Consider the following 25,900-nt stretch of genomic DNA (forward strand, 5'->3'; position numbering starts at 1 on the left):
GTGTTGTGTGTTTGTAGCTTAGAATAAATCTTGAAGCAAATTGTGTAATTGTTTGTATTCTATCAAAAAAGCATCGTGTCCGTGGATGGAAACTATTTCTTGATAACTGACTTTTTTATTTATTTTTTGTAGTTGCTCAAAAGTAGTTTTGTTTTCACTGGCTGTAAAAAACAAATCTGAATTGATGGCAATGATGTGAATTTCTGCCGTTACAGCTTCGATTGTATTTTCAAACGAGGACCGATTGCGAGTGACATCAATGGTTTTCAATAGTTGATTCATCATTTTATAGGATGCCAATTGAAAACGCTGTTGCAATTTTTCGCCGTGATGCAACAACCAACTTTCAACATTAAAAATGGCTAACTCCTCATTAGTAGTTCGCTGAAATTTTGACGCAAATGATTCTGGAGTTCTATAACACAACATAGCATGCGTACGGGCATCCTGAATGGGTTTAGATGAATTATTAAGAATTTGTTCTTGCAAAAAACAATTGGCAATAAGCCAGTCTGTCGCTTTCCAATCAGTAGCAATAGGAATTAATTTTTGGGTTATTATTGGTTCTAATGCAACCATTTCCCAAGCAATTCCGCCACCTACAGAACCTCCGATAATCGCGTAGAGTTTTGTAACCTCGAGCAACTGAAGGCCTTCAATAAAAATTCTTGCGATGTCTCTTGCTGAAAAATCAAGATAATTTTCAATTACAGCTCCATCAAATCCATTTCCGGGAACGTTAAAAGCAAGTACGGTATATTTTGTAGTATCAATAGTTTTATTGGCGCCAATTAGGTCATTCCACCAACCGTTATCGCCCACAACCTGTGAATTTCCGGTTAGTGCATGATTGACCAAAACGATGGGAGCTGTATGTAATGGCAACCCAAAAACTTGATAACTTAAGTTTAGATCATTATAAATTGCACCTGACTCCGTGGTGAAATTGTGTAATGTAATTGTTGTTGGTTTATTTTCCAATTTCAAATCTGTTATAATTAGGACTTGTGTTTGGAAATATTAGAAAGAAAGCTAGGTGTTATCTAGACAAATTCTTAGTGTTATCTTTCCACGATGGGCGTGGTAGAATGCAGCACCTTCTTCGATAAATCGAAGGGTTGCTAAGGCTTCATCGGGTCTAATCCCTCTGCCTTTCTTTATAACATTTCAATACTGTTGTGAACTTTGTGAGTGCAAATTAAAGATTAATTTTGGTAACCACCAAATTTAAATACGCAATCGATTTTTCTGTTTCGCAAAGTAAGTGACTTTGGTACAGACATAAAAACATAGGAAGTCCTGACAAGGTAACATAGAACAAAACCATTTTTTTACCTTGCCAAAACAACCTTTTTAATTACTGGGTTACAAATATTTTTAACCTGAAAAGCTATTGCCTTAAATAAATAACTCTTCATTCTCCTGAGAATACATTAAAAAAAGCAATGAATTTGGAACTAACTTTTGAGCAATTGCATCATTAGTTGCAAACTCAAAACGTGGGTGAATTAAAACATTTACGGCTTCAACTGCTTTGATTTTTTTGTTTCGAAAATTGAACTTTCGTAAAAAACGAAACGGATCTGATAAACTTCTTTTTGTTTTCATACTATTGGTTGTTAAAATGTTACTATTGTTTTTCTGTTCATAAATTTCTTAAAGCAAAAAACCCTTTTAGATGCAAATCCAAAAGGGTTTTAAGTAGTTTGTACTTATTATTATCCTTGGGATTCACGAACAGGGAGCACCAAATGCGGCTTTTGCAACGCAATGCATCGAAATTTGGACTGACTGTTTTTTGTAATTATTTAAAATGTATTGAATCATGTATTGTTTGTATGGTGTTCGAATTTATCAAAAAAAAAGCTTCCTTGTTCAGGAAGCTTTCATATATAATTTTAAATTAAAATTATGCTATAAGCATCCCTCAGGAATTTTCCTGTGCGACTTTATGCGAAAAGCAGATTGAAATTTTCATTTTGTTTTGATTTGAAAATCAAATATGCAACTTAATTTTGACAAAAACAAGAGCATCAAGGAATTAATTCAAAATAGTTTTAAAAAACATATCAAAAGGGCCTATTTTTTATCAGCAAAAAAAAGTTAAGTTTAATTTGCAATTCAAAATGGTTTCATACCTTTGCACCCAAATACAAGAGGAAAAATTTGAACTGATTGCAACCTCTTCATAATGAAAACAATTCATTGTGAATACTGAATAATTTTCAGTAAAAAAATGCTAAAGCAGGAACTCTCCTTTAGACCTTTTCAGCAATTATTTTTTCTCGCTTAATTTTATAAAATAATAAAACTTATGGCTTATTTATTTACGTCAGAATCTGTGAGCGAAGGACATCCAGACAAAATTGCAGATCAAATTTCAGACGCATTAATTGATAACTTTCTAGCATTTGATGCTGAATCAAAAGTAGCTTGTGAAACTTTAGTAACTACTGGTCAAGTTATTTTGGCTGGAGAAGTTAAATCAAATACATACTTAGACGTGCAAAATATTGCACGCGAAGTCATTCGAAAAATTGGTTACACAAAAAGTGAGTACATGTTTGAAGCTAATTCATGCGGTATTCTTTCGGCTATTCATGAACAATCTGCTGACATAAATCAAGGTGTTGACAGAGCAAGCAAAGAAGAGCAAGGCGCTGGTGACCAAGGAATGATGTTTGGATATGCAACTAACGAGACTGAAAATTACATGCCATTGGCACTTGATTTGTCTCATAAATTATTGCAAGAATTAGCTGTTTTACGTCGTGAGAATAACGAAATTACTTATTTGCGTCCTGATGCTAAATCACAAGTAACTTTAGAATACAGTGACGATAACAAACCAACTCGTATTGATGCGATTGTTATTTCTACGCAACACGATGATTTTGATGAAGAAGCTGCTATGCTTGCTAAAATCAAAAAAGATATTATCGAGATATTGATCCCAAGAATCATTGCTAAAAATCCTGAGCATGCTCATTTATTTAACGATGCTATTCAGTACCACATTAACCCAACAGGGAAATTCGTAATTGGAGGACCTCACGGAGATACAGGACTTACAGGAAGAAAAATCATTGTGGATACTTACGGAGGAAAAGGAGCTCACGGTGGTGGTGCTTTCTCTGGAAAAGACCCAAGTAAAGTAGACCGTTCTGCTGCTTATGCAACACGTCATATTGCTAAAAATTTAGTTGCAGCGGGTGTTGCTGATGAGATTTTGGTACAAGTATCATACGCAATTGGTGTAGCTAAACCAATGGGTATTTTTATTGATACTTATGGAACTTCAAAAGTGAATATGACCAATGGTGAAATCGCTAAAAAAGTAGAAGCTATTTTTGATATGCGTCCGTACTTCATCGAACAACGATTGAAATTAAGAAACCCAATTTACAGCGAGACTGCTGCATACGGACACATGGGACGTACTCCTGAAACCGTAACTAAGACTTTCTCTGCTCCTGGTGGATTAACAAAAACAGTTGAAGTAGAATTGTTTACTTGGGAAAAATTAGATTTTGTTGATCAAGTAAAAACTGCTTTTGGATTGTAAAAAATCAAAACATAGTATATAAAAAAAGGGGATTTAGCTACAACTAAATCCCCTTTGCTTTTAAGCTAAATGAAGCTTACAAATTGTACTTTACTATGAAAGTTACAAATCGAGGTAGGATGATATTTTCATTAGCGTTAAAACCATTTACACTAAATGAGTTGTTCAATCTTGAACGGGTGTTTAAAAGGTTATTCGCCTGAATGCGGTATTCAAATTTTGCATCTTTTTTGATGTAGTTCAAACTAGCAGTCATGATTTTAAAATCGTTTGATACACCATTAGTTTCATTTTTAAATCGGTTAAAGGCGTAGTCCCAATTAACATTCAATCCATTCAAGAAATAATAATTCAACTTTACTGTTGGAGTTTGTGTGGTGAATTTATTAGCTGCTTGCTCTGAAAAATTCACGCGGTAACCCAAATCTACGTTTGGATATTTTTTGAACTGCGTTGCAAAAGCCAAGTTGTAAGAGTGATTTACATTTTCGATTCCTTGAATGAATTCTTGAGTCACTCCACCTTGAACTCTTCTGTTTAAAACAAAATTGCGATTCCAACCTGCATTGGCTCCAGCAGTAACTTTGTAATACTTTTTGAAGCTTTTAGAGTAAAACAAATTTCCGTTTAAATTTTCGTTTTCAGCATCTAAATTCAAACGGTCAGAGGTTGAATAAATACTTTGGAAAGAAACTCCATTAACGACTGGATCTTTGGTAGTTGTATAACTGATGTTTGCAAAAATCGTAGTGAAATTATACAAGTTGTACTTTGAATAATTCAAACGGTGGCTTGTCACTAATGAATTTTCTAATTGCGCATTTCCTCGTGACAAGCTGTTAAAATTGGTAAAAATAAATCCTTCAACCAAAGCATTTACATCATTAAAGCCGTTACGCATGTTGAAATTGTAGGTTACATTTTCTGACTTCTTCAAGTCCCAACGTGCAAACATATCAGGCAATAATCTAGTGAAATTAAGTTTGAATGGCGATGCAAATTGCTCGTTTGAAGTGTTGTATTGGTGCAAAGAAAAACCAGGATTAAAAGTAAACTTACCTCTGATAAACTTATAATGCAAACCTATAAAAGCATCATTAAATAGGTAACGCACATCATTATTATAAGCTGCTTGCTCAACCGGATTCACCGAATTATCTTGAAGAATTTGCAAAATACTAGAATTGTACGATTGGTAAGCATTCGTATTTCCCGCAGTTACATTCAAGATACTTTTATTCGAAATTTGATAAAAATAGTCAACTTTGGCATCAAGTTTATTCGTTTTTACGAAACGAGATTGCTGTATGTTCAAGGCATTTTCATTTACAAAAACTGCACTTGGATCATTCGGGTTTGTTGAATTTGCATTTTGATACGGATTTACCGAAAGCTGCGGATTGTAAAAAGGGTCTTCATCCTCGTATTGATGTTGCATTTCTAAAACCCAAGTCGATTTTGGGTTTTGAGTATAAAACATATTCAAACTCTGATTGAACGATGCTGGCGCTTGTTTTTGAAAAGCAATTACGGTGTTGTTATTAGTTATCGTATTCCCGTTAGAAGTAGAGGTGAAATTAGTTTGACTGTTATCTACATCTTGCTGATCGTTTTTTCTAAAAAAAGCATCGTAATCCAGTTGAAAGTTCTCATTGGCTTTGTATTTTGAACCAAACTTAGAGATGAAAGCATTGTTGCGAGATTCTGTATTGTTTTTTCTGTTTTCTAAAGTCGCAATATTGGTGGTGTTCGGTTCAAAAATACCGCGTTCTGAATTGGTAATGGACTGATTGAATGTTGCTGAATAAGCCGCAAACCCAGATAATGTCCATTTTTTAGAAACCGAATGATTGATGTTGATAGTCCCAAATTTATCACTCGCTTTGGCCACATTATCACCACCGGATAAACCAAAAAAGTTTCGATTAAGAGTTAATGAAGTACCGTTACGACCAATCGTGTTTCGTGCTCCTCCATTTATTCTGAAAAAATCAGCCGAAGTCAATGAAACTTCGCCAATGTTATTAAGGTTTACAATAGAGTTGATGCTTGTTTTTGGCGAATAATAAAACAATTTTGGGTTAAAAATATATCCTTTATCATTAGCCAAACCGCCACTTACGTCACCAAACCAAAATTTATCTTTACCTTTTTTAAGTTTGATATTAATAGCAATGTCGTCATTATTATTTTCAAGGCCTTTCATTTGCGAAACCTCGTTAAAATTACGAAGTACTTGCACTTTATCGACTGCATCAGATGGAATATTTTTTGAACCCAGTTTCGTGTCCCCTTCCATAAAAGGTTTTCCGTCTACAAAAAGTTTGGTCACTTTTTTTCCCTCTACTTGCACTTGACCGTCACCCGTTACTTCAAAACCTGGTAATTTTTTAAAAACGTCTTCTAGCTTACGTTCTTCTCCGGTTTTAAACGAATCAGTATTGTACACAATAGTATCCCCTTTTATAGAAACTGGCATTTCGCGGACAATTTCTACACCATCAAGTTCGATGCCACCCGATTCCATGGTGATATTTTGCACCATATTTTGAGCAAGTGTAGCAATGGTGACTTCCTTATTTTGCATACCCAGATAACTTAGTTTTAAAACATAAGTCGTGTTAGCTTTTAAGTTTAAAATAAACTTGCCTTTATCGGTTGTAATGGCATAAGCATCCATTGCTTTGGTAGTTTGATTCACGGCCATTACGTTGGCCATTTCTAAAGGTATATTTTGTTTATCTTGCACCAAACCTTCTAACTTTATGTTTTGGGCATAAGAAATGGAGACCGCAATTAGAGCGATAAATACTAAAATTTTTCTCATTGTAAAATGGTTGTAACTATTGGGTTGGTATTAATTTCCGAAGCGTATTTGCATGCCGCCATTTCCTCCACGACCTTGATTCATCTCTCTCCACTCTTCCATTTTTTTCATCACAGCATCGTCATACTCCTTTTGAGAAACTACTTTTCCTTTGGTAATGGCTTTAATCTCTACTTTATCTTTAGGGTTTAAAACTACTTTTGAACACAAAATAGTGGTGCGTCCGTCATTAACCTCCAAGATTAATCCTGGCAAACCCCAATAACCCTCAGGTCCTTGGCTCACTGGAATTTCGGGAGTATACCAAGCGGTAACCACAATTTCTTTTGGTACCTCAACGGCATCCAAGAAATTGGTTTTTTTCTCCTCAGTAGGTTTTGCTCCTTCTTTCTTTTCACCATCATCTTTACGAGGACGCATGTTTCTAAAATCAGTAGCACTTGGTTTTTTGATAGCGGTTGCTTTGTAACAAGTATAGCCACCAATCACACGAGTTTCTGCCTCCATTTTCCAATTCAAACTAGTTAAGGAATCTTTCACCATAAATTCTTTTCCCATGAATTCTTTGTCGTTGCTGTATTGTTTGTCTTTTACGTTTTTGTAATACGTTCCGCCACCACCGGCAAAACTTGACATCATACGAAAACCACCACCTTGAGCCGAAGCCTCAAGTTTTTCTTCTTCTTTATAAATAGAAGCCGTCTTGTTAAAATTGAGAATAAATGTTTTCTCGAACATTTTTTTCATGCGTTCTTCAATCATTTTTTGCATATCAGGCGTCATATTTTTGTTGCCTTCCAAACGAGTCTTCATTTCTGAAGTGCTGGTTTTACTCTCGTACACAGCCATTCCTTGAAACTCCTGCGCTTGCAACCCCAAGAAAGAGGCGATAGCGATTACTACAGTGTAAATTAATTTTTGCATTTTGATGGTTTTTAATAGATAAGAGTGAAAAATACTATTTTTGTTACAATGATAATGTTAAATAAATACTAAGACAATTAATACCAACTTTGGTTTAATCGTACTTTTACCTTTATGAAAAAATTAGTTTTTTTGATCCTATTTTGCTGGGCTACAATTGGTTTTTGCCAAAATCAAAATCCAACAATCACCAAATTGAACACTGTTGAATTGGATGCTGATGAATTTCTAGGATACGATTCTCTAGGTTACCTATATTACATAAAAAACAATGTGCTTTCTAAAAAAAAGAAAGCTGAATATTACAATTACAGCAATATTGCACTCGGAAAAATTAGTGATGTCGATTTGCAAAATCCATTGAAATTAGTACTGTTTTACGAAGACTTCAATACGGTTGTTACTTTAGACAATCAGTTGAATGAAACTCAAAAAATTAACTTCTCCGAAAACGTCTTCCCTATTGTAACAACTGCTGCGGGTCTTGCAGCACAAAATCAGCTTTGGGTTTTTGATAGCAATACGCAGCAATTGGGCTTGTTTGATTATTTAAAAAACACTTTTAAAACACTCGCGGTGCCATTTGTGGATCGTATAAAATTTTACAGCTCGGACTTTAATACTTTTTATTGGCTGGACACCAAAAATAATTGGTTCAGTTGTGATTTGTTTGGAGCCGTTACATCAATAGGAATCATACCTGACTTTGATTATCTCGCGCTAATAAATTCTAACCAATATATTTATGCCAAAGATGGAAAAGTAATATTTACTGATTTAAAAAAACAGCAAAATACAACCCTTGAAATTTCTGAAAAAACGTTTGTAAAAATATATTACAAGGACCAAATTTTATCTATTTTTACACCATCAGGAATTAGCAATTATAAAATCATAATACCGTAATGCACATAGCAATAGCAGGAAATATAGGCTCAGGAAAAACAACTTTAACGCGCTTACTGGCCAAACAATTTAAGTGGGAACCTCATTTTGAAGATGTAGTTGACAATCCGTACTTAGATGATTTTTACCATCAAATGGAACGTTGGTCGTTTAATTTACAAATCTATTTCTTGAACAGTCGTTTTCGTCAAGTGATGCAAATTCGCGAAAGCGGTAAAAAAATTATTCAGGACAGAACCATTTATGAGGATGCTCACATTTTTGCACCCAATTTATATGCCATGGGTTTGATGACCAATCGTGATTTTCAAAACTATACTTCTTTATTTGAATTGATGGAATCAACGGTAAAGGCGCCTGATTTATTGATCTATTTGCGTAGCTCCATTCCAAATTTAGTGGGACAAATTCACAAACGAGGTCGTGAATACGAAAATTCAATTTCTATAGAATATTTGAGTCGCTTGAACGAACGCTACGAAGGCTGGATTCAAACGTATGATAAAGGAAAATTATTAATTATTGATGTAGACAACATTAACTTTGTAGACAATCCCGAAGATTTAGGAAACATCTTCAACCGCATTGATGCAGAATTAAACGGGTTATTCTAAAAATAAAAGCGCCGCTTCTAATTCAAGAAGCGGCGCTTTGTCAACCAAACCAAACCAATTTTTTATTTTTACTTTAGTTCTTCATTGTACCATTTGGTAATTTGCTCTTTGGTTTGCCCAATTTTTTGTTGCAAACGGCCAAACAATTCGTCTTCTTTACCTTCTTCGTACAACAAGTCGTCATCTGTAAGATCAGCGTATTTTTGTTTTAATTTTCCTTTTAACTCGTTCCAATTTCCTTTTAGCTCTGTAGTGTTCATAGTGTTATAGTTTTGAATTAATAATAGTGTTCTAGTTAATGTACTTGCGCAACATCCAAGATTTATCTTCGTGCTTTTGCAAAAGACCTATTACAAAATCAGCAGTACCAAAATCATCCGTTTCATCAAGACTTTTGATGAATTTTCGCAATTGTTTCAATACGGTTTCATGATCAATTAGCAATTCTTTAAGCATGTCTTTTTGCTGCAAATCAGTACTATTTTCTTTAAGAACAGATTGCTCAATAAACTCTTTCATCGTTCCGATTGCTCTGCCTCCTAGTTTACTGATACGTTCTGCAGTTGCATCAATTTCTTGTTCAAGAGCAGTATATTGCGCTTCAAAAAGTTTGTGTAATTCCATGAAACTGTTTCCAGAAACGTTCCAGTGAAATTGTCTTGTTTTGGTATAAAGCACCATCTGATTGGCCAATATAGTAGTTAGATAAGAGATGCTTTCGTCTAATTCTTTTTTTGTAATTCCGATTTTTGGTTCCATAATACACGTTTTTTTTAGTTGACTTACAAGTCTTTTACAAAGATAGAGCGGTACTTCAAAAAATGCATTACACCATTTTTTAGGATTGTTACACAATTAAAGGATTTAGCAATTAGGACTTAAAAACAGTACTTCTATTATGCAAAAAATGCCTTTCGATGGAAAGGCATTTTTTTATTTAATGGTATTTCTTTTATTTTAAAGAATCGATTTTGGCTTGCACCTCGGCATCGGTGCCTTCAAAAGTTTGTTTTGTCGTTTTACCATTCTCGGTCATTGTGACCGTAGCTTTAGTTTTTCCGTTTTCATCAGATAGCTCTATGCGCAAATCTTTTGATGACGTCATTGAAACTGTTTTCGTACCACCGCCGATGTACTTTCCAGCTGCATCATACATTGACAAGCATTTTTGAGTACATTCTTCTGAGCAACCATTCATTTTACACATGGCTGCACATTCGTCTTTGGTCATGTTCGCCATTTTTTCGGGATCGCATTTGCCCATTCTGCAAACCATTTCTGTTGTATTCATTTTAGCACAACAAGAAGCCGCTGCACTATCGGAATGACCATTTCCTAAAATTGGAGCAATCACCAAACCTATTAAACAAGTCAATTTGATCAAAATATTCATAGAAGGTCCAGAAGTATCTTTGAAAGGATCACCAACAGTATCACCGGTAACCGCTGCTTTGTGCGCATCAGATCCTTTATAAGTCATTTCGCCATTAATCATCACACCCGCTTCAAATGACTTTTTGGCATTATCCCAAGCACCTCCAGCATTGTTTTGGAAAACGGCCCACAACACACCAGAAACCGTAACTCCAGCCATGTAACCACCTAGCATTTCGGCGATGAGTTGGTTGTTATCCGCATAAACTAATTTGCCAAGTAAAACAATCGCAATTGGGAAACCAATCGTCAAAATTCCTGGCAACATCATTTCGCGCAAAGCGGCCTTTGTCGAAATATCAACGCATTTTGCATATTCTGGTTTTGCAGTTCCTTCCATAATTCCAGGGATTTCTCTAAACTGACGACGTACTTCATACACCATATCCATAGCAGCTTTTCCAACTGAATTCATGGCTAGCGCCGAGAACACTACAGGAATCATTCCGCCAACAAATAACATAGCCAATACTGGCGCTTTAAAAATATTGATTCCGTCGATGCCTGTAAAAGTTACATACGCAGCGAACAAAGCCAGTGAAGTCAATGCTGCCGAAGCAATAGCAAATCCTTTCCCAGTTGCTGCTGTTGTGTTCCCTACTGAATCTAAAATGTCGGTTCTGGTACGTACTTCCTTAGGCAATTCGCTCATTTCTGCAATTCCACCCGCATTATCAGATATAGGACCGAAAGCATCGATTGCTAATTGCATCGCTGTGGTTGCCATCATTGCTGATGCCGCCAAAGCCACGCCATAAAATCCTGCTAAAGCATAGGAAGTCCAAATCGCTGCCGCAAATAATAAAACCGTTGGGAAAGTTGAAATCATTCCGGTTGCTAATCCAGCAATTACATTGGTACCCGCTCCCGTACTTGATTTTTGTACAATAGCCATTACTGGTTTTGTACCTAAGCCCGTATAATATTCCGTAACCGATGAAATAACCGCACCTACAACTAGACCAACAATTGTTGCGTAAAAAACACGCATAGATGAAATTTCTTTTGTTCCTTCTCCAAAGAAATCCATTTTCATGGTTTCAGGTAACATGTATTTTACGAGAAAGTAACAAGCTACTAAAGTCAAACCTATCGAAACCCAATTTCCAATATTCAAAGCCTTTTGTACTTGTGCTTCTTTGGCATTGTCATCGGTGATTTTCACTAACATCGTTCCGATTATCGAAAATAAAATTCCAAAACCAGCAATTGCCATTGGTAATAAAATGGGTCCAATACCTCCGAAAGCATCTTGAATACTTCCGCCCATATCTTTAATCACATAGTTACCAAGAACCATTGCTGCCAAAACCGTGGCTACATAAGAGCCAAATAAATCAGCACCCATACCAGCAACATCTCCTACATTGTCTCCTACGTTATCTGCAATTGTAGCTGGATTTCGAGGATCATCTTCTGGGATCCCAGCTTCTACCTTCCCTACTAAATCAGCACCTACATCGGCCGCCTTTGTGTAGATTCCGCCACCAACACGGGCAAACAACGCAATCGATTCTGCTCCAAGAGAAAATCCTGCTAAAGTTTCTAAAACAATAGTCATTTCTTCGGTCGTAGTCCAAACGCCATTCATAAAAAAGTGAAAGAAAAATATAAAAAAGGTAGTCAAACCTAAAACTGCAAGACCTGCAACACCAAGTCCCATTACAGTTCCACCACCAAAAGAAACTTTTAAAGCTTGCGGCAAACTTGTACGCGCGGCCTGCGTGGTTCTAACATTGGTTTTGGTTGCTATTTTCATTCCCATATTTCCCGCTAGGGCTGAGAAAAAAGCACCAAAAATAAAAGCTACTACAATTAAGATGTGCGTAGTAGGAACAACAAACGAAATACCTGCCAAAACAATACTGGCTCCTAGAACAAAAAAACTAAGTAAGCGATATTCTGCTTTGAGAAAAGCCAAAGCACCTTCGTAAATGTAATCTGAAATCTCCTTCATCTTACCGTCGCCGGGGTCTTGTTTTAAAACCCATGCTCTTTTTGTAATCATAAACGCCAGTCCAATAAATGCCATGGCAATTGGCAAGTAAATCATAATTGTATTCATAATTCTGGTTTGGTTTTAGTTAATAATTATGGTGTAACCAAACGAATTTAAGCAAAAAAGCAATACTCCAGACGGAATATTGCTTTTTTTACAATTATTATGCTAAATTATTACTTAATACTAAATAAACCTTCTGGCTTGTTTTCGATAGCATTAAAGCGTTCTGTACATTCTTTGATGATTGCGTAGGCTTCATCTACATCTCCCCAACCTTCAACATCTACTTTTTTGTTTTCAAGATCTTTGTACACTTGAAAGAAGTGCTCGATTTCTTTTAATAAGTGAGGATTAATGTCAGAAAGATTTTCTAATGAATTCCAGATTGGATCAGAAACCGGTACACAAATTACTTTTTCGTCTGGTCCTTTGTCATCCGCCATATGAAAAACTCCAATTGGCTTTACTTCCATTACGCAACCAGGAAAAGTTGGTTCGTTTACCAAAACTAATACATCCAATGGGTCACCATCTAATGCTAAAGTTTCAGGAATAAATCCGTAATCAGCAGGATACATCATTGAAGAGAACAACATTCTATCAAAACGCATTCTTTTTATTTCGAAATCATATTCGTATTTATTTCTACTTCCTCTTGGTATTTCGATTAAAACATCGAAAGTCGTTACTTTGTCTGCAGTCATTTTATTTTTCTTATCTATAAATTATGGTGCAAAAGTAATCAAACGCTGCGTTTTTGCAATAAAAAAACCTAGCTAACTGTAAATTAAACGCATAAAAAATTTAATACTGATAGGTAATTGTTCGGTTGCGCTTGTTTAGGTAGTAATGCCAGAGCAAATAGGTAGCAAAAGAGCGATACGGACTCCATTGCATAGCCAATTCTGTCATTTGTTCCTTGCCCTCCAATTGCCATAATTCTTGAATGGTTCGCACTACGGCAATATCACCTAAAGGCAATAAATCTGGGGCTTGCAGGCAAAACATTAAATAAATATCAATGGTCCAATTACCAATTCCTTTTATTTTAAGTAATTCGCGGCGTACTTGCTCCGCACTTTTGTGAGGTAAGGTTTCGAGTTGTAATTCTTGGTTTTCAATGGCTGTAGCCAAAGCCTTGATGTAACTGGCTTTTTGTCGGCTTACGCCCAAAGCGCGGTATTGCTCCTCAGCAATGGCAATTAAAATACTAGGTTGAAATTGCCCCACGTGTTCGCGCAGGCGCAAAAAAGTAGCTTTGGCAGATGCAATTGAAACTTGTTGCTCTAGTAACAATAATACCAAAGTCTCAAAACCTTGAGGTCTTGATGGCCGTTCAGGCAAACCATATTTATTAATTATGGATTGAAAAATAGGATCTTTTTGTGCTAAAAATTCAAATGCTGTTTTCATTGTACTCGCGTTCTAGCCCGGATGGAAATGGCATCCTTTTTTGTGGGCTTTTTTTGCCCACAAAAAAGATATAATGTACAGCCGGATTAGCTCCTAAAAGTTAAAACCGAAAGCACCCTTAATTGTAAATCGGTTGGTATCTGGCGTGTTGAGATAATTGCCTCGCCATGCAAAATCGATGCGGAATACCTTGAAGATATTTCCGATTCCAGCACTATATTCCCAATAGCCTCGTTCTGGAGCGTTGTAGACCAAGCCCGAAGCATTGATCGCTCTGTTTTGTTCAGAAACCGAACCGTAAACTCCGCGAACTGCAATGATTTCTCTCCAATTGAGTTTTCGCATGAACGGAATTCTGGCAAAAATACGTCCGTTAAAGTTGTGATTCCACTGCAAAGTCATGTATTCATCTGAAACAAACTCGTAAAAATTAAGGTTGCTAAAAGTATTTTCGATGGTGAAATAGGTTTGGTTTCCTGGAATTACACTGAGTAAGCCGAGTGGCACTTTACCAAAAGTTTTACCGACTTCCATAATTAAATTGGTGCGTCCCAAAGGCCCAATCACAATAGGCTGTTTAAAGTACAATTGCAATTTATCATATTGAAAATCGCTATCCAATAAACCTTTGAAACCATGGCTGTAATTAATAAAGAAACGACTGTATGGACTATCAACTACATCGCGTTCTACCCCAAATCCTATAGTTTTTCGTTTAGGTGAAAACTCAATTTGAAGATTGGCTTCGGATTGTTTGACATCACTTTTGGTAATTTGGTTGGCAGCATCTGTAAAATAATCCAAACTAAAAGTTGGCGAAGCCGACTCTAATGTGCGATACGAAACACCTGCTTGAAAAACTAAATTCTTGACCGGCTCCATCTCTACAGCTAGGTTCGTCAAGTTAATATTGGTCAACTTACCATTACTTCCTGAAGAGAAAACGGCCGATGACGCAAAGCTCCTACCCAAAACATCATTGGTTGTGGTTAAACTGGCGCCTATTTGTTCAATATCGCGACGATTACCACCCGATATAATCAAACGATTTTTTTTGTCGACCATCCATTTTCCTGATAAACCGTATTTTACTTTGTTATCATCAAAACCATAGGCAGTATACGCCTGCAAGCGCCATGGATCGTTAGGACCAAAATACGTTCGACCACCAGCACGCAAGCGCACGCCTTCGACTTCATTGTACCCGAAACTAGAAAATACGGGACCAAAATCAAAGTTCTTGAACTCGACATAGCCGCTACCTAATATGGAGACTAAGCTATAGAGTCGTTTAAATTTCTTGACGGTTTGCAAAGTGTCGAGCATTTTATAAACACCCAACTCATCTTTACTTAAATTCTCGAAGCGGTTTTCATCCCAATATTCATCGGATTTGCTATAAACTTCGTCATCCCGATAATTGACCTCATCTTTATAGAAAGTTTGGGGCAATTGTTTATTGAATTGATGGTTCCTGAAATAGGTGGTTCGTTTGCCATAAACCCCTTTGGAATTTTCTTTTTTGTTGAGCGCAAAGTCCGACATCAAATAATCCTTAGTGAGCAAAAAAACCGAGTCGCTCACTACTTCAAACTCTTGCTCCAAATAAATATCTTTTACCCAGTTGATGTTGGCGCTTTTGGTAACTGCCATATTGATTTTTTTGATGGCGTAAGTAGAATCGTTTACCCAAAAATCACCTTTAAAAGTAAGTTCGTTTTTACGACGCGGGTAAAAAACAATATTAAAACACCATTTTTTGTCAATGTACGCACTGTCTTTTAGGACATAGTTGTACACATCAATACCCGTGCGTGAAAGTGGACTTGTAAAACTTTTATCAAAAAAAGTAAGGTAGTTGTTGTAAATATTATAATCAGAATACAAATCCTTAACGAAAGACAAAATTTGCTGATTGCCATTAAAACCAGACGTTTTATTAGCCTTCATTTTTTCTTTGACTTTTTTGAGAGTGTTGTCACCGTACACATCAGCCAATGACTCGTTTATAAAAATAGGAAGATAGGTTTTACCTGTAACGCGAGAAGTATCTACTTGGTTAAAGATAAACTCCATGCCTTTGAAAATTTTACTTTTCATGAAAGCACTATCAATAGAATTCATGTCAAATTCTACTTTTTCGTACTTCTCCATTTGGTACTGATCAAATTGATATAAACCATTCTTGCGTTTGCGTTCCCAAATTTTGCGTAAAATATCAAGCGCTGGATTGTTCTTTTTTGAGGTTTTACCAGTAAAAACAACCACTTCGTTCAAACTTTCGGCTTCTTTAAGTTGAATAACGAAATTGTACGTAACTGCTTTTTCCAGTGTTATTTCTTTCTCAGAAAATCCCACCGACGAAATCACAATTACAGAATAATTCGATGCCGACTCTAAGTAAAACTTCCCATCTTCGTTCGTTACGATACCTTCACTTGAGCCTTTAAAAACTACATTCGCAAACGGAATAGGTTGATTTTGCTTATCAACCACCACACCACTCACTTTGGTTTGCGACCAAGACACGGCTGTAAAAGCCATAAAAACCAATACCAACAAAAAAATCTTTTTCATACTCAATCAAAAAAAAACTTCACCAACTTAAACAATTGATGAAGTTTCAAATATAGTTAATTTAAGCCTTTAGCAGCGAAGACATTACCCAAAGCCATGTTAAAGTTTATAGGCAAATCCCGTTAGTAATAGCTTATTTTTTGTACATAACTTTTTTAACTGCTTTCACAACATCTGCAGCATTAGGCAACCACTCTTTCAACAAAACTGGAGAATAAGGCGCAGGAGTATCTGCAGTTGTGATACGCTGAATTGGAGCATCTAAGAAATCAAATGCACGCTCTTGAACAATGTATGTAATTTCAGAAGCAACACTTGCAAAAGGCCAAGCCTCTTCAAGAACTACCAAACGATTTGTTTTTTTAACCGAAGTTAAAATCGTCTCGTAATCCATCGGACGTACCGTTCTTAAATCAATAATTTCACAAGAGATACCTTCTTTAGCCAATTCATCAGCAGCAATATGAGCTTCTTTGATAATTTTCCCAAAAGAAACAATCGTTACATCAGTACCTTCACGTTTGATATCAGCAACTCCCAACGGAATTACATATTCTCCATCTGGCACTTCACCTTTATCACCATACATTTGCTCTGACTCCATAAAAATAACTGGGTCATTATCACGAATAGCCGCTTTCAACAAACCTTTTGCATCATAAACAGTAGATGGAACTACTACTTTTAATCCAGGTGTATTTGCAAACCAGTTTTCTAAAGCTTGAGAGTGTGTCGCTCCTAGTTGACCTGCCGAAGCTGTTGGTCCACGAAAAACGATTGGCACATTAAATTGCCCACCACTCATTTGACGCATTTTTGCCGCGTTATTGATAATTTGATCAATACCTACCAAACAAAAGTTAAACGTCATGTATTCTACAATTGGTCTACAGCCGTTCATTGCTGATCCAACTGCAATTCCTGAAAATCCTAACTCAGCAATAGGAGTATCAATTACTCTTTTTTCACCAAACTCAGCAAGCATTCCTTTAGACGCCTTGTAAGCACCATTATATTCAGCAACTTCCTCGCCCATTAAGTAAATCGACTCGTCGTGACGCATTTCTTCGCTCATCGCCTCGCAAATCGCCTCTCTAAATTGTATCGTTCTCATATTATATGTTGTATGTGTCTAATTTTCGAAAGCAAAAATAAATATTTTATATCACTTAAAAGCATAAAATAAACTAAATTAATTCAAGATTTACGGGGTAATTTCTAGGAGCTTTTTCCGGCTATCCGCTGTATCTTCCTGTGCCTAAAGGCAGCACAGGAAGGATGCCGCTACTATCCGGGCTACGAAATCGATGTAAATTTGAAAAAATATTATGCACGCATAGTATATTATTCGAATTTATATTTTAAATTTGTAAAAGAAATTAAGAATACTTAAATACATACTTATGAAAATATTAGTTTGCATCAGTCACGTGCCTGATACTACATCAAAAATTAACTTTGTCAATGGCGATTCAGAGTTTGACACAAACGGTGTTCAATATGTAATTAACCCAAATGACGAATTTGGTTTAACACGTGCTATTTGGTTTCAAGAACAACAAGGAGCTAATGTAACTGTGGTAAACGTGGGTGGTCCAGATACTGAGCCTACTTTACGTAAAGCACTTGCAATAGGAGCAAACGAAGCAATTCGTGTAAACGCTACTCCTACTGACGGATTTTTTGTAGCAAAACAATTAGCCGAAGTAATTAAAAACGGCGCTTACGACCTAGTAATTGCCGGAAAAGAATCATTAGATTACAACGGCGGAATGGTACCAGGAATGATCGCTGGAATTTTAGGATACAACTTCTTGAACTCTTGCGTTAGCCTTACAGTTGAAGGAACAGGTGTAAAAGCTGTTCGTGAAATTGACGGAGGAAAAGAAACAGTAGCCACTAGCCTACCATTAATTATTGGTGGACAAAAAGGTTTGGTTGAAGAAAAAGACCTACGTATTCCTAACATGAGAGGAATTATGACAGCTCGTACTAAAGCTTTAACTATCCTTGAGCCAGTTGACGCTAGCGTAAACACTACAGCTGTTAAATTTGAAAAACCAGCTCCTAAATCAGCAGTGAAATTAGTAGCTGCAGATAATTTAGATGAGTTAATCAACTTATTACACAACGAAGCAAAAGTAATCTAGTAATCAGTTTACAGTCACAGTTTACAGTTGCTCAACTTTAAACTTCAAACTTTAAACTTTAAACAAAAATAGTATGTCAATATTAATATACGCGGAATACGCAGAAGGAAAATTTAAAAAAGTAGCTTTTGAGCTTGCTTCATACGCAAAAAAAGTAGCTGAGTCTCTTGGTACAACCGTAACTGCTGTTACTATCAATGCTGGTGATGTATCAGAATTAGCGCAATACGGAGTAGATAAAGTATTAAAAGTAACCAATGACAAACTTGCAGGATTTACTGCTAAAGCTTATGCTGATGTAATCAAACAAGCTGCTGCACAAGAAAATGCAAAATTGGTACTTTTATCATCTACAACAGATAGTATTTACTTATCATCATTAGTAGCAGTAGCATTGGAGGCAGGCTATGCTTCAAACGTGGTTGGTTTACCAATATCAACAGCTCCATTTCAAGTAAAGAGAACTGCTTTTTCAAACAAAGCATTCAACATTACAGAAATCAGTACAGATGTAAAAGTGATTGGCTTGGCTAAAAACTCATACGGAATCTACGAATCATCTGTTGCTTTAACTCAAGAAGACTTCAATCCTACAATAGGAGATAACGACTTTGGTGTAAAAGTAGAATCAGTAGAAAAAGCATCTGGAAAAGTTTCAATTGCCGATGCAGACATCGTAGTTTCAGCTGGTAGAGGATTAAAAGGTCCTGAAAACTGGGGCATGGTAGAAGAATTAGCTACAACTTTAGGAGCAGCAACTGCTTGTTCTAAACCAGTTTCTGACTTAGGATGGAGACCTCACGGTGAACACGTAGGACAAACCGGAAAACCAGTTGCAACCAATTTATACATTGCTATCGGGATTTCAGGAGCTATTCAGCACATTGCAGGAATCAACTCTTCAAAAGTAAAAGTAGTAATCAATAGCGATCCAGAAGCTCCTTTCTTTAAAGTGGCAGACTACGGAATCGTAGGTGATGCTTTCGAAATTGTACCACAATTGATTGAAAAATTCAAAGCTTTCAAAGCGCAGAATTAAAAAGATTCCACAATCATACATTCATTTTAATGCTACTTAAAACAAGATATTTGTATCTTTGCTTTTGAGTAGCATTTTTGTTTTTACAGAAATGAACTCGGAAATTTATTAAAAAGAAGTACTCGTACTTTTCCAGACCCACAAATATGAGTTTAGTTAAATTATCGATTAAAGGAATTTCATACAGCCAAACCCAAAACGGAGCGTACGCATTGATCTTAAATGAGGTTGATGGAGAACGAAAATTACCTATTGTTATCGGTGCTTTCGAAGCCCAATCTATCGCCATTGCTTTAGAAAAAGAGATCAAACCACCGCGCCCTTTGACACACGATTTGTTTAAAAATTTTGCAGAGCGATTTGATATAGTGGTAAAACAAGTAATCATTCATAAATTGGTTGATGGTGTTTTTTACTCGAGTATCATTTGCGAAAGAGATAAAATTGAAGAAATTATTGATGCGCGTACTTCGGATGCAATCGCATTGGCTCTCCGATTCAAAGCACCTATTTTTACGTACAAAAACATTTTAGATAAAGCAGGTATCCACTTAAAAACGAATCCAAATGACGGGACTAAAGACCCGCAGGATTTAGACGAAGTATTATCGAACCCTGAAACATTTGGACATACTGAAGAAAGTAATACTGCAGGCGAAACGTACTCAAAACACAGTATTCAAGAACTGAATGAACTTTTAGAGCAAGCAGTTTCTGATGAAAATTATGAAAAAGCAGCCAAAATAAGAGACGAAATATCCAAACGTTAAATTTACCAACGTTTTAAAATACCTTAAATGAAGACACCTATACCGATTAGTAAGTTTAGGTTCTTCATTTTTTTATATCTTTGGTTTTAAGCATGAACCAAATCATTAAACCATGAAAATCAAATTACACTTTTATATTGCTACGCTGCTTTTGAGTGCATCAGCATTTGCACAAGATTACTACCTGCATTGCGGTAAAATCCTGAACACTCAAACCGGAAAAGAATCGAGCAACCAAACTATTGTCGTATCCAAAAATAAGATAGTCAAAATTCAAGATGGCTTTCAACCCAAAGCAAAATCTACTGATATTGAAGTTGACTTAAGAAACAAATACATCTTACCAGGATTAATCGACCTACACGTTCATATTGAAGGAGAAAACAACACCAAAAGTTACCTATCCAAATATCTAGAAAACGAAGCCGACGTAGCTTTTGAAGCCGTTCGCTGTGCCGAAGTTACGCTATTGGCAGGCTTCACTACTGTTCGTGACTTAGGCGGAACAGGGGTAAATATCTCTGTTCGAAACGCAATTAACAAAGGAGTGGTAAAAGGTCCTCGTATTTTCACAGCAGGAAAAGCCATAGCAACCACTGGTGGCCACGCCGACCCTACAAATGGTAGCAACCGCAAACTAGTTGGTGATCCTGGTCCACACGAGGGTGTAATCAACTCACCTGAAGAAGCAGTAAAAGCTGTACGTGAACGTTACAAAGAAGGTGCGGATGTAATTAAAATTACTGCAACAGGAGGCGTATTGAGCGTAGCGAAAAATGGTAAAAACCCACAATTCACTTTAGAAGAAGTAAAAGCCATCACGGCAACCGCTAAAGATTACGGGATGCTAACCGCAGCTCATGCTCATGGTGACGAAGGAATGCAACGCGCTATTTTGGGCGGCATTAAAACCATTGAACACGGCACTTTCATGAGTGAAGAGACTATGGAGCTCATGAAAAAATACGACAGTTACCTAGTTCCAACTCTCAGCGCTGGAAGAGAAGTAGAAAAAAATGCTGAAATTAGCGGTTATTATCCTGAAGTAGTAGTCCCAAAAGCAAAAGAAGTAGGACCGCAACTAAAAACTACATTTGCCAAAGCGTATAAAAAAGGCGTAAAAATTGCCTTTGGAACCGATGCAGGCGTTTTTGCACATGGCAACAATGCAAAAGAATTTGGATACATGGTCGATGCGGGAATGCCAGCGCTAGCTTCAATCCAATCAGCTACAATTACTAACGCATTATTATTGGGCATGGATACCGAACTTGGTCAAATTAAAGAATCATTTATAGCCGATATCATTGCAGTTGACGAAAGTCCCCTAACGAATATCAAAACTCTAGAAAAAGTAGTCTTTGTTATGAAAGACGGTAAAATTTATAAAAAATAATTACATTCAGAGCATTCACCAATGAAACAATATACAGACCTAGTGCGACACGTAATGGAAAACGGTTGTCAAAAAGGAGATCGAACAGGAACAGGAACCAAAAGTGTTTTTGGTTACCAAATGCGATTTGATTTGAACGAAGGATTCCCAATGGTGACTACCAAAAAACTGCACCTAAAATCAATTATTCATGAATTATTGTGGTTTTTAAAAGGCGACACCAATATTAAATACCTACAAGAACAGGGTGTTAAAATTTGGGATGCTTGGGCGGATAGCAACGGAAATCTTGGCCCTGTGTACGGTCACCAATGGCGCAATTGGAATAGTGAAGAAATCGATCAAATTGCTGATCTAATTCAGGAGTTAAAAACAAATCCAAATAGCCGTAGAATGTTAGTCTCAGCTTGGAACCCATCAGTTTTACCAGATACAAAAACATCCTTCGAGGAAAATGTAGCCAATAACAAAGCTGCATTGCCTCCTTGCCACGCCTTTTTTCAGTTTTATGTTGCAGATGGCAAATTGTCGTGTCAACTGTACCAACGTAGTGCCGACATTTTCTTAGGAGTGCCTTTTAACATTGCATCCTATGCCCTACTGACAATGATGATAGCTCAAGTTTGTGATTTGGCACCGGGAGAATTCATCCACACTTTTGGCGATGCGCATATTTATAACAATCATTTCGAACAGCTCGAGTTACAGTTATCTCGCGAACCGAGACCGCTACCAAAAATGATTCTAAACCCTGCCATCAAAAATATTTTTGATTTCAGTTACGACGATTTCACTTTAGAGGGTTATGACCCGCACCCAACCATAAAAGGAAGCGTAGCGGTTTAACCAAATAAAAAATGGTGTTTTAGATTAAACTACTAAAACACCATTTTCATTTCCTGCAAAAGCATTCCATTTAAAAGAATCGGCTTCCGGTTCATTAATATACTCTCCGTCGATTATATATTTAAACTCGTATACAGCATCTTTATTCAAATCGAGTACCGTTTTGAAGGTTCCGTTTTTCAACTTACTCATAGTGCCTTGCTCCAAGTCCCAATTATTAAAGTCTCCTACAACTGCAACTTGTTCAGCTTCCTTCGCAGCTACTGAAAATGTTACTTTGCAAACGGGTTTTGTTTTTACAAATTGTTTTTTAATGGCCATAACTATTTCATTTATAATTTACTATCACAAAGTAAGCAAAACAAAACGAGCAAACCACAGCAAGACATCGATTTAGCAACTTAAACAAAACACTCCCACTTTATAATTAATTATGTAATTTTAATTGCTTTAAATTTTTAAATCAAAATCAGAAATCGTTTTCATTACCAAGAATCCTGAGTCAAGAATAGTGACTTTGCAAAATAAATTTTACCTTTATAATCTAAAAGTAGCGCAATGGAAAAAGAAATACACGAACAATACGAATATGCAAGACGCCGAATAAAACAAAAAAAACGGCTATATTTTCATTTTGTAGTTTTTGTTTTAGGGAGTTTACTCTTGTTTATAACCAGCCTATTATCTGAAAATCCACTAATTCAAAATTCGTACCTCTATGTAATAACGCTATGGCTATTTTTATTCATTTTGCATTTTATTAAAGTGTTTATAACTGATCGTTTCATGAATAAAAACTGGGAAAGAGATCAAATAGAGCGTCTCGTCGCCTTGCAGCAAAAAAAAATCAAAGAACTCGAAACGAAAGTAGCTAACAACGAATTAAAATAAGCCCACACCTGACATGATTATAATGATAGCGGCTGTTGCCGAAAACAATGCACTAGGTAAAAACAATGATTTATTATGGCACTTACCCCATGATTTTAAACGTTTTAAAGCCATCACTACTGGACACCACATTATTATGGGAAGAAAAACATTTGAAAGTTTTCCTAAACCACTTCCCAATAGAACACATGTAATTATTACTCGCCAAAAAGATTATAAAGCAACCGATTGCATTGTAGTGTCAAGTCTTGAAGAAGCGCTATCCGTATGTCCTACTAATAAAGATGTGTTTATTATTGGTGGTGGCGAAATTTATAATTTGGCATTGCCAATTGCCGATAAACTGGACTTAACTAAAGTACATCACACCTTTGAAGCGGATGCCTATTTCCCTGAGATAGACCCAAAACAATGGAAACTTAAGAACAGTGAACATCACAGCAAGGATGAAAAACACCAATATGATTATAGTTTTGAGAGCTACGAAAGAATAGAGTAAAAAAAAACATCCCAATGAGGATGTTTTTTTTTTAAGAAAGAGAGGTGAGCTACTCTTGAAAGAGTATTTGATAACATAAAATAAAAATTACAAGCACTAACAAACCACCAGAAATGGTAAGTATCATGTTTGAAGATCTTCGAGAATACATCTCAAAGAAGCCCTTAATACCAAATACCACGAAGGCACTAAAGACAAAAAAAATTAAAATTTCCAAAAACAAATTTAATCCTAAGAACGTATGTTGCGTTTGTACATGCAAACTGTTTTTTAGAGTCGCATGCTCAAAACCACTAACAAGAACAAATGAAATAAGAAACGCAATAATTATCCATTTGATTTGGCCCACCCACTCTTTTGTAATCATTTAATATAGATTCTTTCTTGAAATACAAATTTGTACATAATATACAAGAGAAACAATACCCACTTTTAGTGATATTTCAAAAAATTTTCACTGCTCATTTTTAGTTTAAAAAACTAACATTTCATAAATAAAAACCATTTCAAATAAGTAAAGCGCACTGTAAATCTGCTGGTTTATCATATCTTTGTACAAATTAAAAACATGTCACAAAAGATCACTCCCTATAAAGACTCTGCTTTAGGCAAGAAAGAGCAAGTAGCTCAAATGTTCGATACCATTTCTGGAAATTACGATAATTTAAACCGCGTTATTTCATTTGGAATCGATATTAAATGGCGCAAAAAGGTGTTGCAATTGGTAGCGCAATCCAATCCTGAAATTATTTTAGACATTGCTACTGGTACAGGCGATCTTGCAATATTGATGGCACAAACAAGTGCAAAAAAAATCATTGGTCTTGACATCTCAGCTGGTATGCTTGAAGTAGGCGTAAAAAAAATCGCTGAAAAAAAACTATCTAACACCATAGAGATGGTATTAGGGGACTCTGAGAAAATGCCTTTTGAGGACAATTATTTTGATGCTATAACTGTAGCATTTGGCGTTCGTAATTTTGAAAATCTAGAAAAAGGTTTGGCTGAAATTTTACGTGTTTTAAAACCAGATGGCGTTTTTGTAATATTAGAGACTTCAGTACCAGACAAAACACCTTACAAACAAGGCTATCAATTTTATAGTAAAAATATTTTGCCGTTAGTAGGTAAAATGTTTTCTAAAGACAATGCAGCATACGGTTATCTCTCTGAATCGGCAGCGGCATTTCCTTATGGCGAAGCTTTGAACAATATTTTACGAAAAACAGGGTTTATAGATGTTAAAGCCATGCCACAAACTTTTGGTGTAGCTACCATTTATTCTGCTTCTAAAAAGTAATATGAAAAAAGTATTTGCTATTCTGTTTTTTATTGGTATCGGTTCACTGAGCTATAGTCAGAAATCTCAAGGTATTTTTGGGAAGGATCCTATAGTCAACCTTGAAAATTTTCAACAAAAAAAAATCTACTACGGGTTTTATTTGGGGTTTAATAATTTCGATTTTAAAATTGATTACAAGAGCCTGACGCAAGATATTCTCGTAAAAAAATCAACTGGGTTTAATGTTGGTATTATTGGTGATCTTCGATTACAGGAGTACATCAACTTGCGCTTTGAGCCGGGGTTGTATTATACCAAAAGAGACTTATATTATCCACCAAATAGTGCTTTTGACTCACCAAGCGATGCGTTGCGTGAAGTGAATAGCACCTATATTCATTTTCCTCTGTTACTAAAATTCTCATCGCTACGTACAGGTAATGTGAGACCTTATGCATTAGGAGGATTATCTGCTACTTTAAATTTGTCAAGTAATGCCAAACTAGCTGATGACAATTTCCAGCAGCGTTTTCGGGTAAAATCTTGGACAACTAATTATGAGCTTGGATTTGGTATCGATATTTTTTCGGAGTATTTTATTTTCTCTCCTTCGATTCGCGGCGTATTTGGCATCGGCGATGAACTCATCCGTGACAACGACCCCAGTAGTCCCTGGACAGGAAATATTGATTCTTTAAAATCTAGAGCTGTTTTAATCAACTTTAGTTTCCACTAAGGTAATTTAAAACCTAAACTTTTCTGTTT

General features: G+C 36.1%; 24 protein-coding genes and 1 riboswitch. Of the genes, 12 read left to right on the top strand and 12 right to left on the bottom strand.

Going from position 1 to position 25,900, the window contains the following annotated elements; genetic code table 11:
• Positions 1-18: 18 nt before the first annotated feature.
• Together L1S34_RS10345 and L1S34_RS10350 are read right to left on the bottom strand one after the other, a co-directional pair.
• The gene (locus tag L1S34_RS10345; protein ID WP_236363963.1) at positions 19-981 is read right to left on the bottom strand and encodes an alpha/beta fold hydrolase; all 963 of its coding nucleotides are present in this window, start codon (positions 979-981) and stop codon (positions 19-21) included.
• Between the two features lie 77 nt (positions 982-1,058).
• Positions 1,059-1,166, bottom strand: a riboswitch (SAM riboswitch).
• 232 nt (positions 1,167-1,398) lie between these two features.
• A complete protein-coding gene (locus L1S34_RS10350; RefSeq protein ID WP_236363964.1) occupies positions 1,399-1,608 on the bottom strand; it encodes a hypothetical protein in 210 nt (69 codons plus the stop codon).
• A 706-nt stretch (positions 1,609-2,314) separates the two neighbouring features.
• Here L1S34_RS10350 and metK point away from each other — a divergent pair.
• Positions 2,315-3,565, top strand: coding sequence for a methionine adenosyltransferase (gene metK / locus L1S34_RS10355; RefSeq protein ID WP_236363965.1), 1,251 nt, complete (start codon positions 2,315-2,317; stop codon positions 3,563-3,565).
• 76 nt (positions 3,566-3,641) lie between these two features.
• Here the strand turns inward: metK and L1S34_RS10360 are convergent, their stop codons facing one another.
• On the bottom strand, positions 3,642-6,392 hold the full coding sequence (locus L1S34_RS10360; protein WP_236363966.1) for a carboxypeptidase regulatory-like domain-containing protein: 2,751 nt from the start codon (positions 6,390-6,392) through the stop codon (positions 3,642-3,644).
• A 30-nt stretch (positions 6,393-6,422) separates the two neighbouring features.
• On the bottom strand, positions 6,423-7,316 hold the full coding sequence (locus L1S34_RS10365; protein WP_236363967.1) for a GLPGLI family protein: 894 nt from the start codon (positions 7,314-7,316) through the stop codon (positions 6,423-6,425).
• A gap of 114 nt (positions 7,317-7,430) precedes the next feature.
• Here L1S34_RS10365 and L1S34_RS10370 point away from each other — a divergent pair, with 114 nt between their 5' ends.
• Positions 7,431-8,222: a hypothetical protein gene (locus L1S34_RS10370; protein ID WP_236363968.1), complete on the top strand. Its 792-nt coding sequence runs from the start codon at positions 7,431-7,433 to the stop codon at positions 8,220-8,222.
• Entirely contained in the window at positions 8,222-8,836 is a 615-nt protein-coding gene (locus L1S34_RS10375) for a deoxynucleoside kinase (protein ID WP_210790844.1), read from the top strand. The genes L1S34_RS10370 and L1S34_RS10375 overlap by 1 nt, the downstream gene beginning before the upstream one ends.
• A 68-nt stretch (positions 8,837-8,904) precedes the next feature.
• Here L1S34_RS10375 and L1S34_RS10380 read toward each other — a convergent pair whose 3' ends face one another.
• The 7 genes from L1S34_RS10380 to L1S34_RS10410 all read right to left on the bottom strand — a co-directional run bounded on the left by L1S34_RS10380 (position 8,905) and on the right by L1S34_RS10410 (position 17,376).
• The gene (locus L1S34_RS10380) at positions 8,905-9,096 is read right to left on the bottom strand and encodes a CsbD family protein (RefSeq protein ID WP_166136060.1); all 192 of its coding nucleotides are present in this window, start codon (positions 9,094-9,096) and stop codon (positions 8,905-8,907) included.
• Between the two features lie 31 nt (positions 9,097-9,127).
• Positions 9,128-9,595, bottom strand: a complete 468-nt coding sequence (locus tag L1S34_RS10385; RefSeq protein WP_166136057.1) for a Dps family protein — start codon at positions 9,593-9,595, stop codon at positions 9,128-9,130.
• A gap of 193 nt (positions 9,596-9,788) precedes the next feature.
• Positions 9,789-12,335, bottom strand: a complete 2,547-nt coding sequence (locus L1S34_RS10390; protein ID WP_236363969.1) for a sodium-translocating pyrophosphatase — start codon at positions 12,333-12,335, stop codon at positions 9,789-9,791.
• A gap of 110 nt (positions 12,336-12,445) precedes the next feature.
• Positions 12,446-12,976: an inorganic diphosphatase gene (locus L1S34_RS10395; protein ID WP_236363970.1), complete on the bottom strand. Its 531-nt coding sequence runs from the start codon at positions 12,974-12,976 to the stop codon at positions 12,446-12,448.
• Between the two features lie 100 nt (positions 12,977-13,076).
• Entirely contained in the window at positions 13,077-13,685 is a 609-nt protein-coding gene (locus tag L1S34_RS10400) for a DNA-3-methyladenine glycosylase family protein (RefSeq protein ID WP_236363971.1), read from the bottom strand.
• Between the two features lie 93 nt (positions 13,686-13,778).
• Positions 13,779-16,262 carry a DUF5686 and carboxypeptidase-like regulatory domain-containing protein gene (locus L1S34_RS10405; RefSeq protein ID WP_236363972.1) on the bottom strand — a complete coding sequence of 828 codons (2,484 nt, stop codon included), beginning with the start codon at positions 16,260-16,262 and terminating at the stop codon, positions 13,779-13,781.
• Positions 16,263-16,395: 133 nt separating this feature from the next.
• A complete protein-coding gene (locus L1S34_RS10410) occupies positions 16,396-17,376 on the bottom strand; it encodes a pyruvate dehydrogenase complex E1 component subunit beta (protein ID WP_166136045.1) in 981 nt (326 codons plus the stop codon).
• 289 nt (positions 17,377-17,665) lie between these two features.
• Here L1S34_RS10410 and L1S34_RS10415 point away from each other — a divergent pair, with 289 nt between their 5' ends.
• The 5 genes from L1S34_RS10415 (at position 17,666) to L1S34_RS10435 (ending at position 22,463) form a co-directional block, all read left to right on the top strand.
• Complete coding sequence (locus tag L1S34_RS10415; RefSeq protein ID WP_236363973.1) at positions 17,666-18,412, top strand: electron transfer flavoprotein subunit beta/FixA family protein; 747 nt, start codon at positions 17,666-17,668, stop codon at positions 18,410-18,412.
• A 73-nt stretch (positions 18,413-18,485) separates the two neighbouring features.
• Positions 18,486-19,451 (top strand): electron transfer flavoprotein subunit alpha/FixB family protein, encoded by a 966-nt coding sequence (locus L1S34_RS10420; protein WP_236363974.1) that lies wholly within the window; start codon positions 18,486-18,488, stop codon positions 19,449-19,451.
• A gap of 146 nt (positions 19,452-19,597) precedes the next feature.
• Positions 19,598-20,221, top strand: a complete 624-nt coding sequence (locus tag L1S34_RS10425; RefSeq protein ID WP_166136035.1) for a bifunctional nuclease family protein — start codon at positions 19,598-19,600, stop codon at positions 20,219-20,221.
• 112 nt (positions 20,222-20,333) lie between these two features.
• On the top strand, positions 20,334-21,617 hold the full coding sequence (locus tag L1S34_RS10430; protein WP_236363975.1) for a metal-dependent hydrolase family protein: 1,284 nt from the start codon (positions 20,334-20,336) through the stop codon (positions 21,615-21,617).
• Between the two features lie 21 nt (positions 21,618-21,638).
• Positions 21,639-22,463 (top strand): thymidylate synthase, encoded by an 825-nt coding sequence (locus L1S34_RS10435; RefSeq protein ID WP_236363976.1) that lies wholly within the window; start codon positions 21,639-21,641, stop codon positions 22,461-22,463.
• 24 nt (positions 22,464-22,487) lie between these two features.
• On the opposite strand, the gene L1S34_RS10440 is transcribed toward L1S34_RS10435, so the two are convergent.
• On the bottom strand, positions 22,488-22,784 hold the full coding sequence (locus tag L1S34_RS10440) for an isoamylase early set domain-containing protein (RefSeq protein ID WP_236363977.1): 297 nt from the start codon (positions 22,782-22,784) through the stop codon (positions 22,488-22,490).
• A 237-nt stretch (positions 22,785-23,021) separates the two neighbouring features.
• Here L1S34_RS10440 and L1S34_RS10445 point away from each other — a divergent pair, with 237 nt between their 5' ends.
• The 4 genes from L1S34_RS10445 (at position 23,022) to porT (ending at position 25,871) form a co-directional block, all read left to right on the top strand.
• Entirely contained in the window at positions 23,022-23,354 is a 333-nt protein-coding gene (locus L1S34_RS10445) for a 2TM domain-containing protein (RefSeq protein WP_236363978.1), read from the top strand.
• Positions 23,355-23,367: 13 nt separating this feature from the next.
• Positions 23,368-23,853 (top strand): dihydrofolate reductase, encoded by a 486-nt coding sequence (locus L1S34_RS10450; RefSeq protein ID WP_236363979.1) that lies wholly within the window; start codon positions 23,368-23,370, stop codon positions 23,851-23,853.
• A 568-nt stretch (positions 23,854-24,421) separates the two neighbouring features.
• A complete protein-coding gene (ubiE, locus tag L1S34_RS10455) occupies positions 24,422-25,153 on the top strand; it encodes a bifunctional demethylmenaquinone methyltransferase/2-methoxy-6-polyprenyl-1,4-benzoquinol methylase UbiE (RefSeq protein ID WP_236363980.1) in 732 nt (243 codons plus the stop codon).
• A 1-nt stretch (position 25,154) separates the two neighbouring features.
• The gene (gene porT, locus L1S34_RS10460; protein WP_166136014.1) at positions 25,155-25,871 is read left to right on the top strand and encodes a type IX secretion/gliding motility protein PorT/SprT; all 717 of its coding nucleotides are present in this window, start codon (positions 25,155-25,157) and stop codon (positions 25,869-25,871) included.
• The last annotated feature ends 29 nt before the right edge of the window (positions 25,872-25,900 follow it).

Origin of the sequence: Flavobacterium sp. K77 (assembly GCF_021608205.1) — a bacterium.
Classification (GTDB): domain Bacteria; phylum Bacteroidota; class Bacteroidia; order Flavobacteriales; family Flavobacteriaceae; genus Flavobacterium; species Flavobacterium turcicum.

What these genes read in the sequence shown, in the direction of transcription:
- L1S34_RS10365 (WP_236363967.1), bottom strand. Translation starts at nt 7,316, where the DNA reads ATGCAAAAATTAATTTACACTGTAGTAATCGCTATCGCCTCTTTCTTG.
- L1S34_RS10440 (WP_236363977.1), bottom strand. Translation starts at nt 22,784, where the DNA reads ATGGCCATTAAAAAACAATTTGTAAAAACAAAACCCGTTTGCAAAGTA.
- L1S34_RS10430 (WP_236363975.1), top strand. Translation starts at nt 20,334, where the DNA reads ATGAAAATCAAATTACACTTTTATATTGCTACGCTGCTTTTGAGTGCA.
- L1S34_RS10385 (WP_166136057.1), bottom strand. Translation starts at nt 9,595, where the DNA reads ATGGAACCAAAAATCGGAATTACAAAAAAAGAATTAGACGAAAGCATC.
- metK (WP_236363965.1), top strand. Translation starts at nt 2,315, where the DNA reads ATGGCTTATTTATTTACGTCAGAATCTGTGAGCGAAGGACATCCAGAC.
- L1S34_RS10420 (WP_236363974.1), top strand. Translation starts at nt 18,486, where the DNA reads ATGTCAATATTAATATACGCGGAATACGCAGAAGGAAAATTTAAAAAA.
- L1S34_RS10380 (WP_166136060.1), bottom strand. Translation starts at nt 9,096, where the DNA reads ATGAACACTACAGAGCTAAAAGGAAATTGGAACGAGTTAAAAGGAAAA.
- L1S34_RS10350 (WP_236363964.1), bottom strand. Translation starts at nt 1,608, where the DNA reads ATGAAAACAAAAAGAAGTTTATCAGATCCGTTTCGTTTTTTACGAAAG.
- L1S34_RS10450 (WP_236363979.1), top strand. Translation starts at nt 23,368, where the DNA reads ATGATTATAATGATAGCGGCTGTTGCCGAAAACAATGCACTAGGTAAA.
- L1S34_RS10415 (WP_236363973.1), top strand. Translation starts at nt 17,666, where the DNA reads ATGAAAATATTAGTTTGCATCAGTCACGTGCCTGATACTACATCAAAA.
- L1S34_RS10425 (WP_166136035.1), top strand. Translation starts at nt 19,598, where the DNA reads ATGAGTTTAGTTAAATTATCGATTAAAGGAATTTCATACAGCCAAACC.
- L1S34_RS10400 (WP_236363971.1), bottom strand. Translation starts at nt 13,685, where the DNA reads ATGAAAACAGCATTTGAATTTTTAGCACAAAAAGATCCTATTTTTCAA.
- L1S34_RS10370 (WP_236363968.1), top strand. Translation starts at nt 7,431, where the DNA reads ATGAAAAAATTAGTTTTTTTGATCCTATTTTGCTGGGCTACAATTGGT.
- L1S34_RS10435 (WP_236363976.1), top strand. Translation starts at nt 21,639, where the DNA reads ATGAAACAATATACAGACCTAGTGCGACACGTAATGGAAAACGGTTGT.
- L1S34_RS10390 (WP_236363969.1), bottom strand. Translation starts at nt 12,335, where the DNA reads ATGAATACAATTATGATTTACTTGCCAATTGCCATGGCATTTATTGGA.
- L1S34_RS10375 (WP_210790844.1), top strand. Translation starts at nt 8,222, where the DNA reads ATGCACATAGCAATAGCAGGAAATATAGGCTCAGGAAAAACAACTTTA.
- L1S34_RS10360 (WP_236363966.1), bottom strand. Translation starts at nt 6,392, where the DNA reads ATGAGAAAAATTTTAGTATTTATCGCTCTAATTGCGGTCTCCATTTCT.
- L1S34_RS10395 (WP_236363970.1), bottom strand. Translation starts at nt 12,976, where the DNA reads ATGACTGCAGACAAAGTAACGACTTTCGATGTTTTAATCGAAATACCA.
- L1S34_RS10405 (WP_236363972.1), bottom strand. Translation starts at nt 16,262, where the DNA reads ATGAAAAAGATTTTTTTGTTGGTATTGGTTTTTATGGCTTTTACAGCC.
- L1S34_RS10410 (WP_166136045.1), bottom strand. Translation starts at nt 17,376, where the DNA reads ATGAGAACGATACAATTTAGAGAGGCGATTTGCGAGGCGATGAGCGAA.
- ubiE (WP_236363980.1), top strand. Translation starts at nt 24,422, where the DNA reads ATGTCACAAAAGATCACTCCCTATAAAGACTCTGCTTTAGGCAAGAAA.
- L1S34_RS10445 (WP_236363978.1), top strand. Translation starts at nt 23,022, where the DNA reads ATGGAAAAAGAAATACACGAACAATACGAATATGCAAGACGCCGAATA.
- porT (WP_166136014.1), top strand. Translation starts at nt 25,155, where the DNA reads ATGAAAAAAGTATTTGCTATTCTGTTTTTTATTGGTATCGGTTCACTG.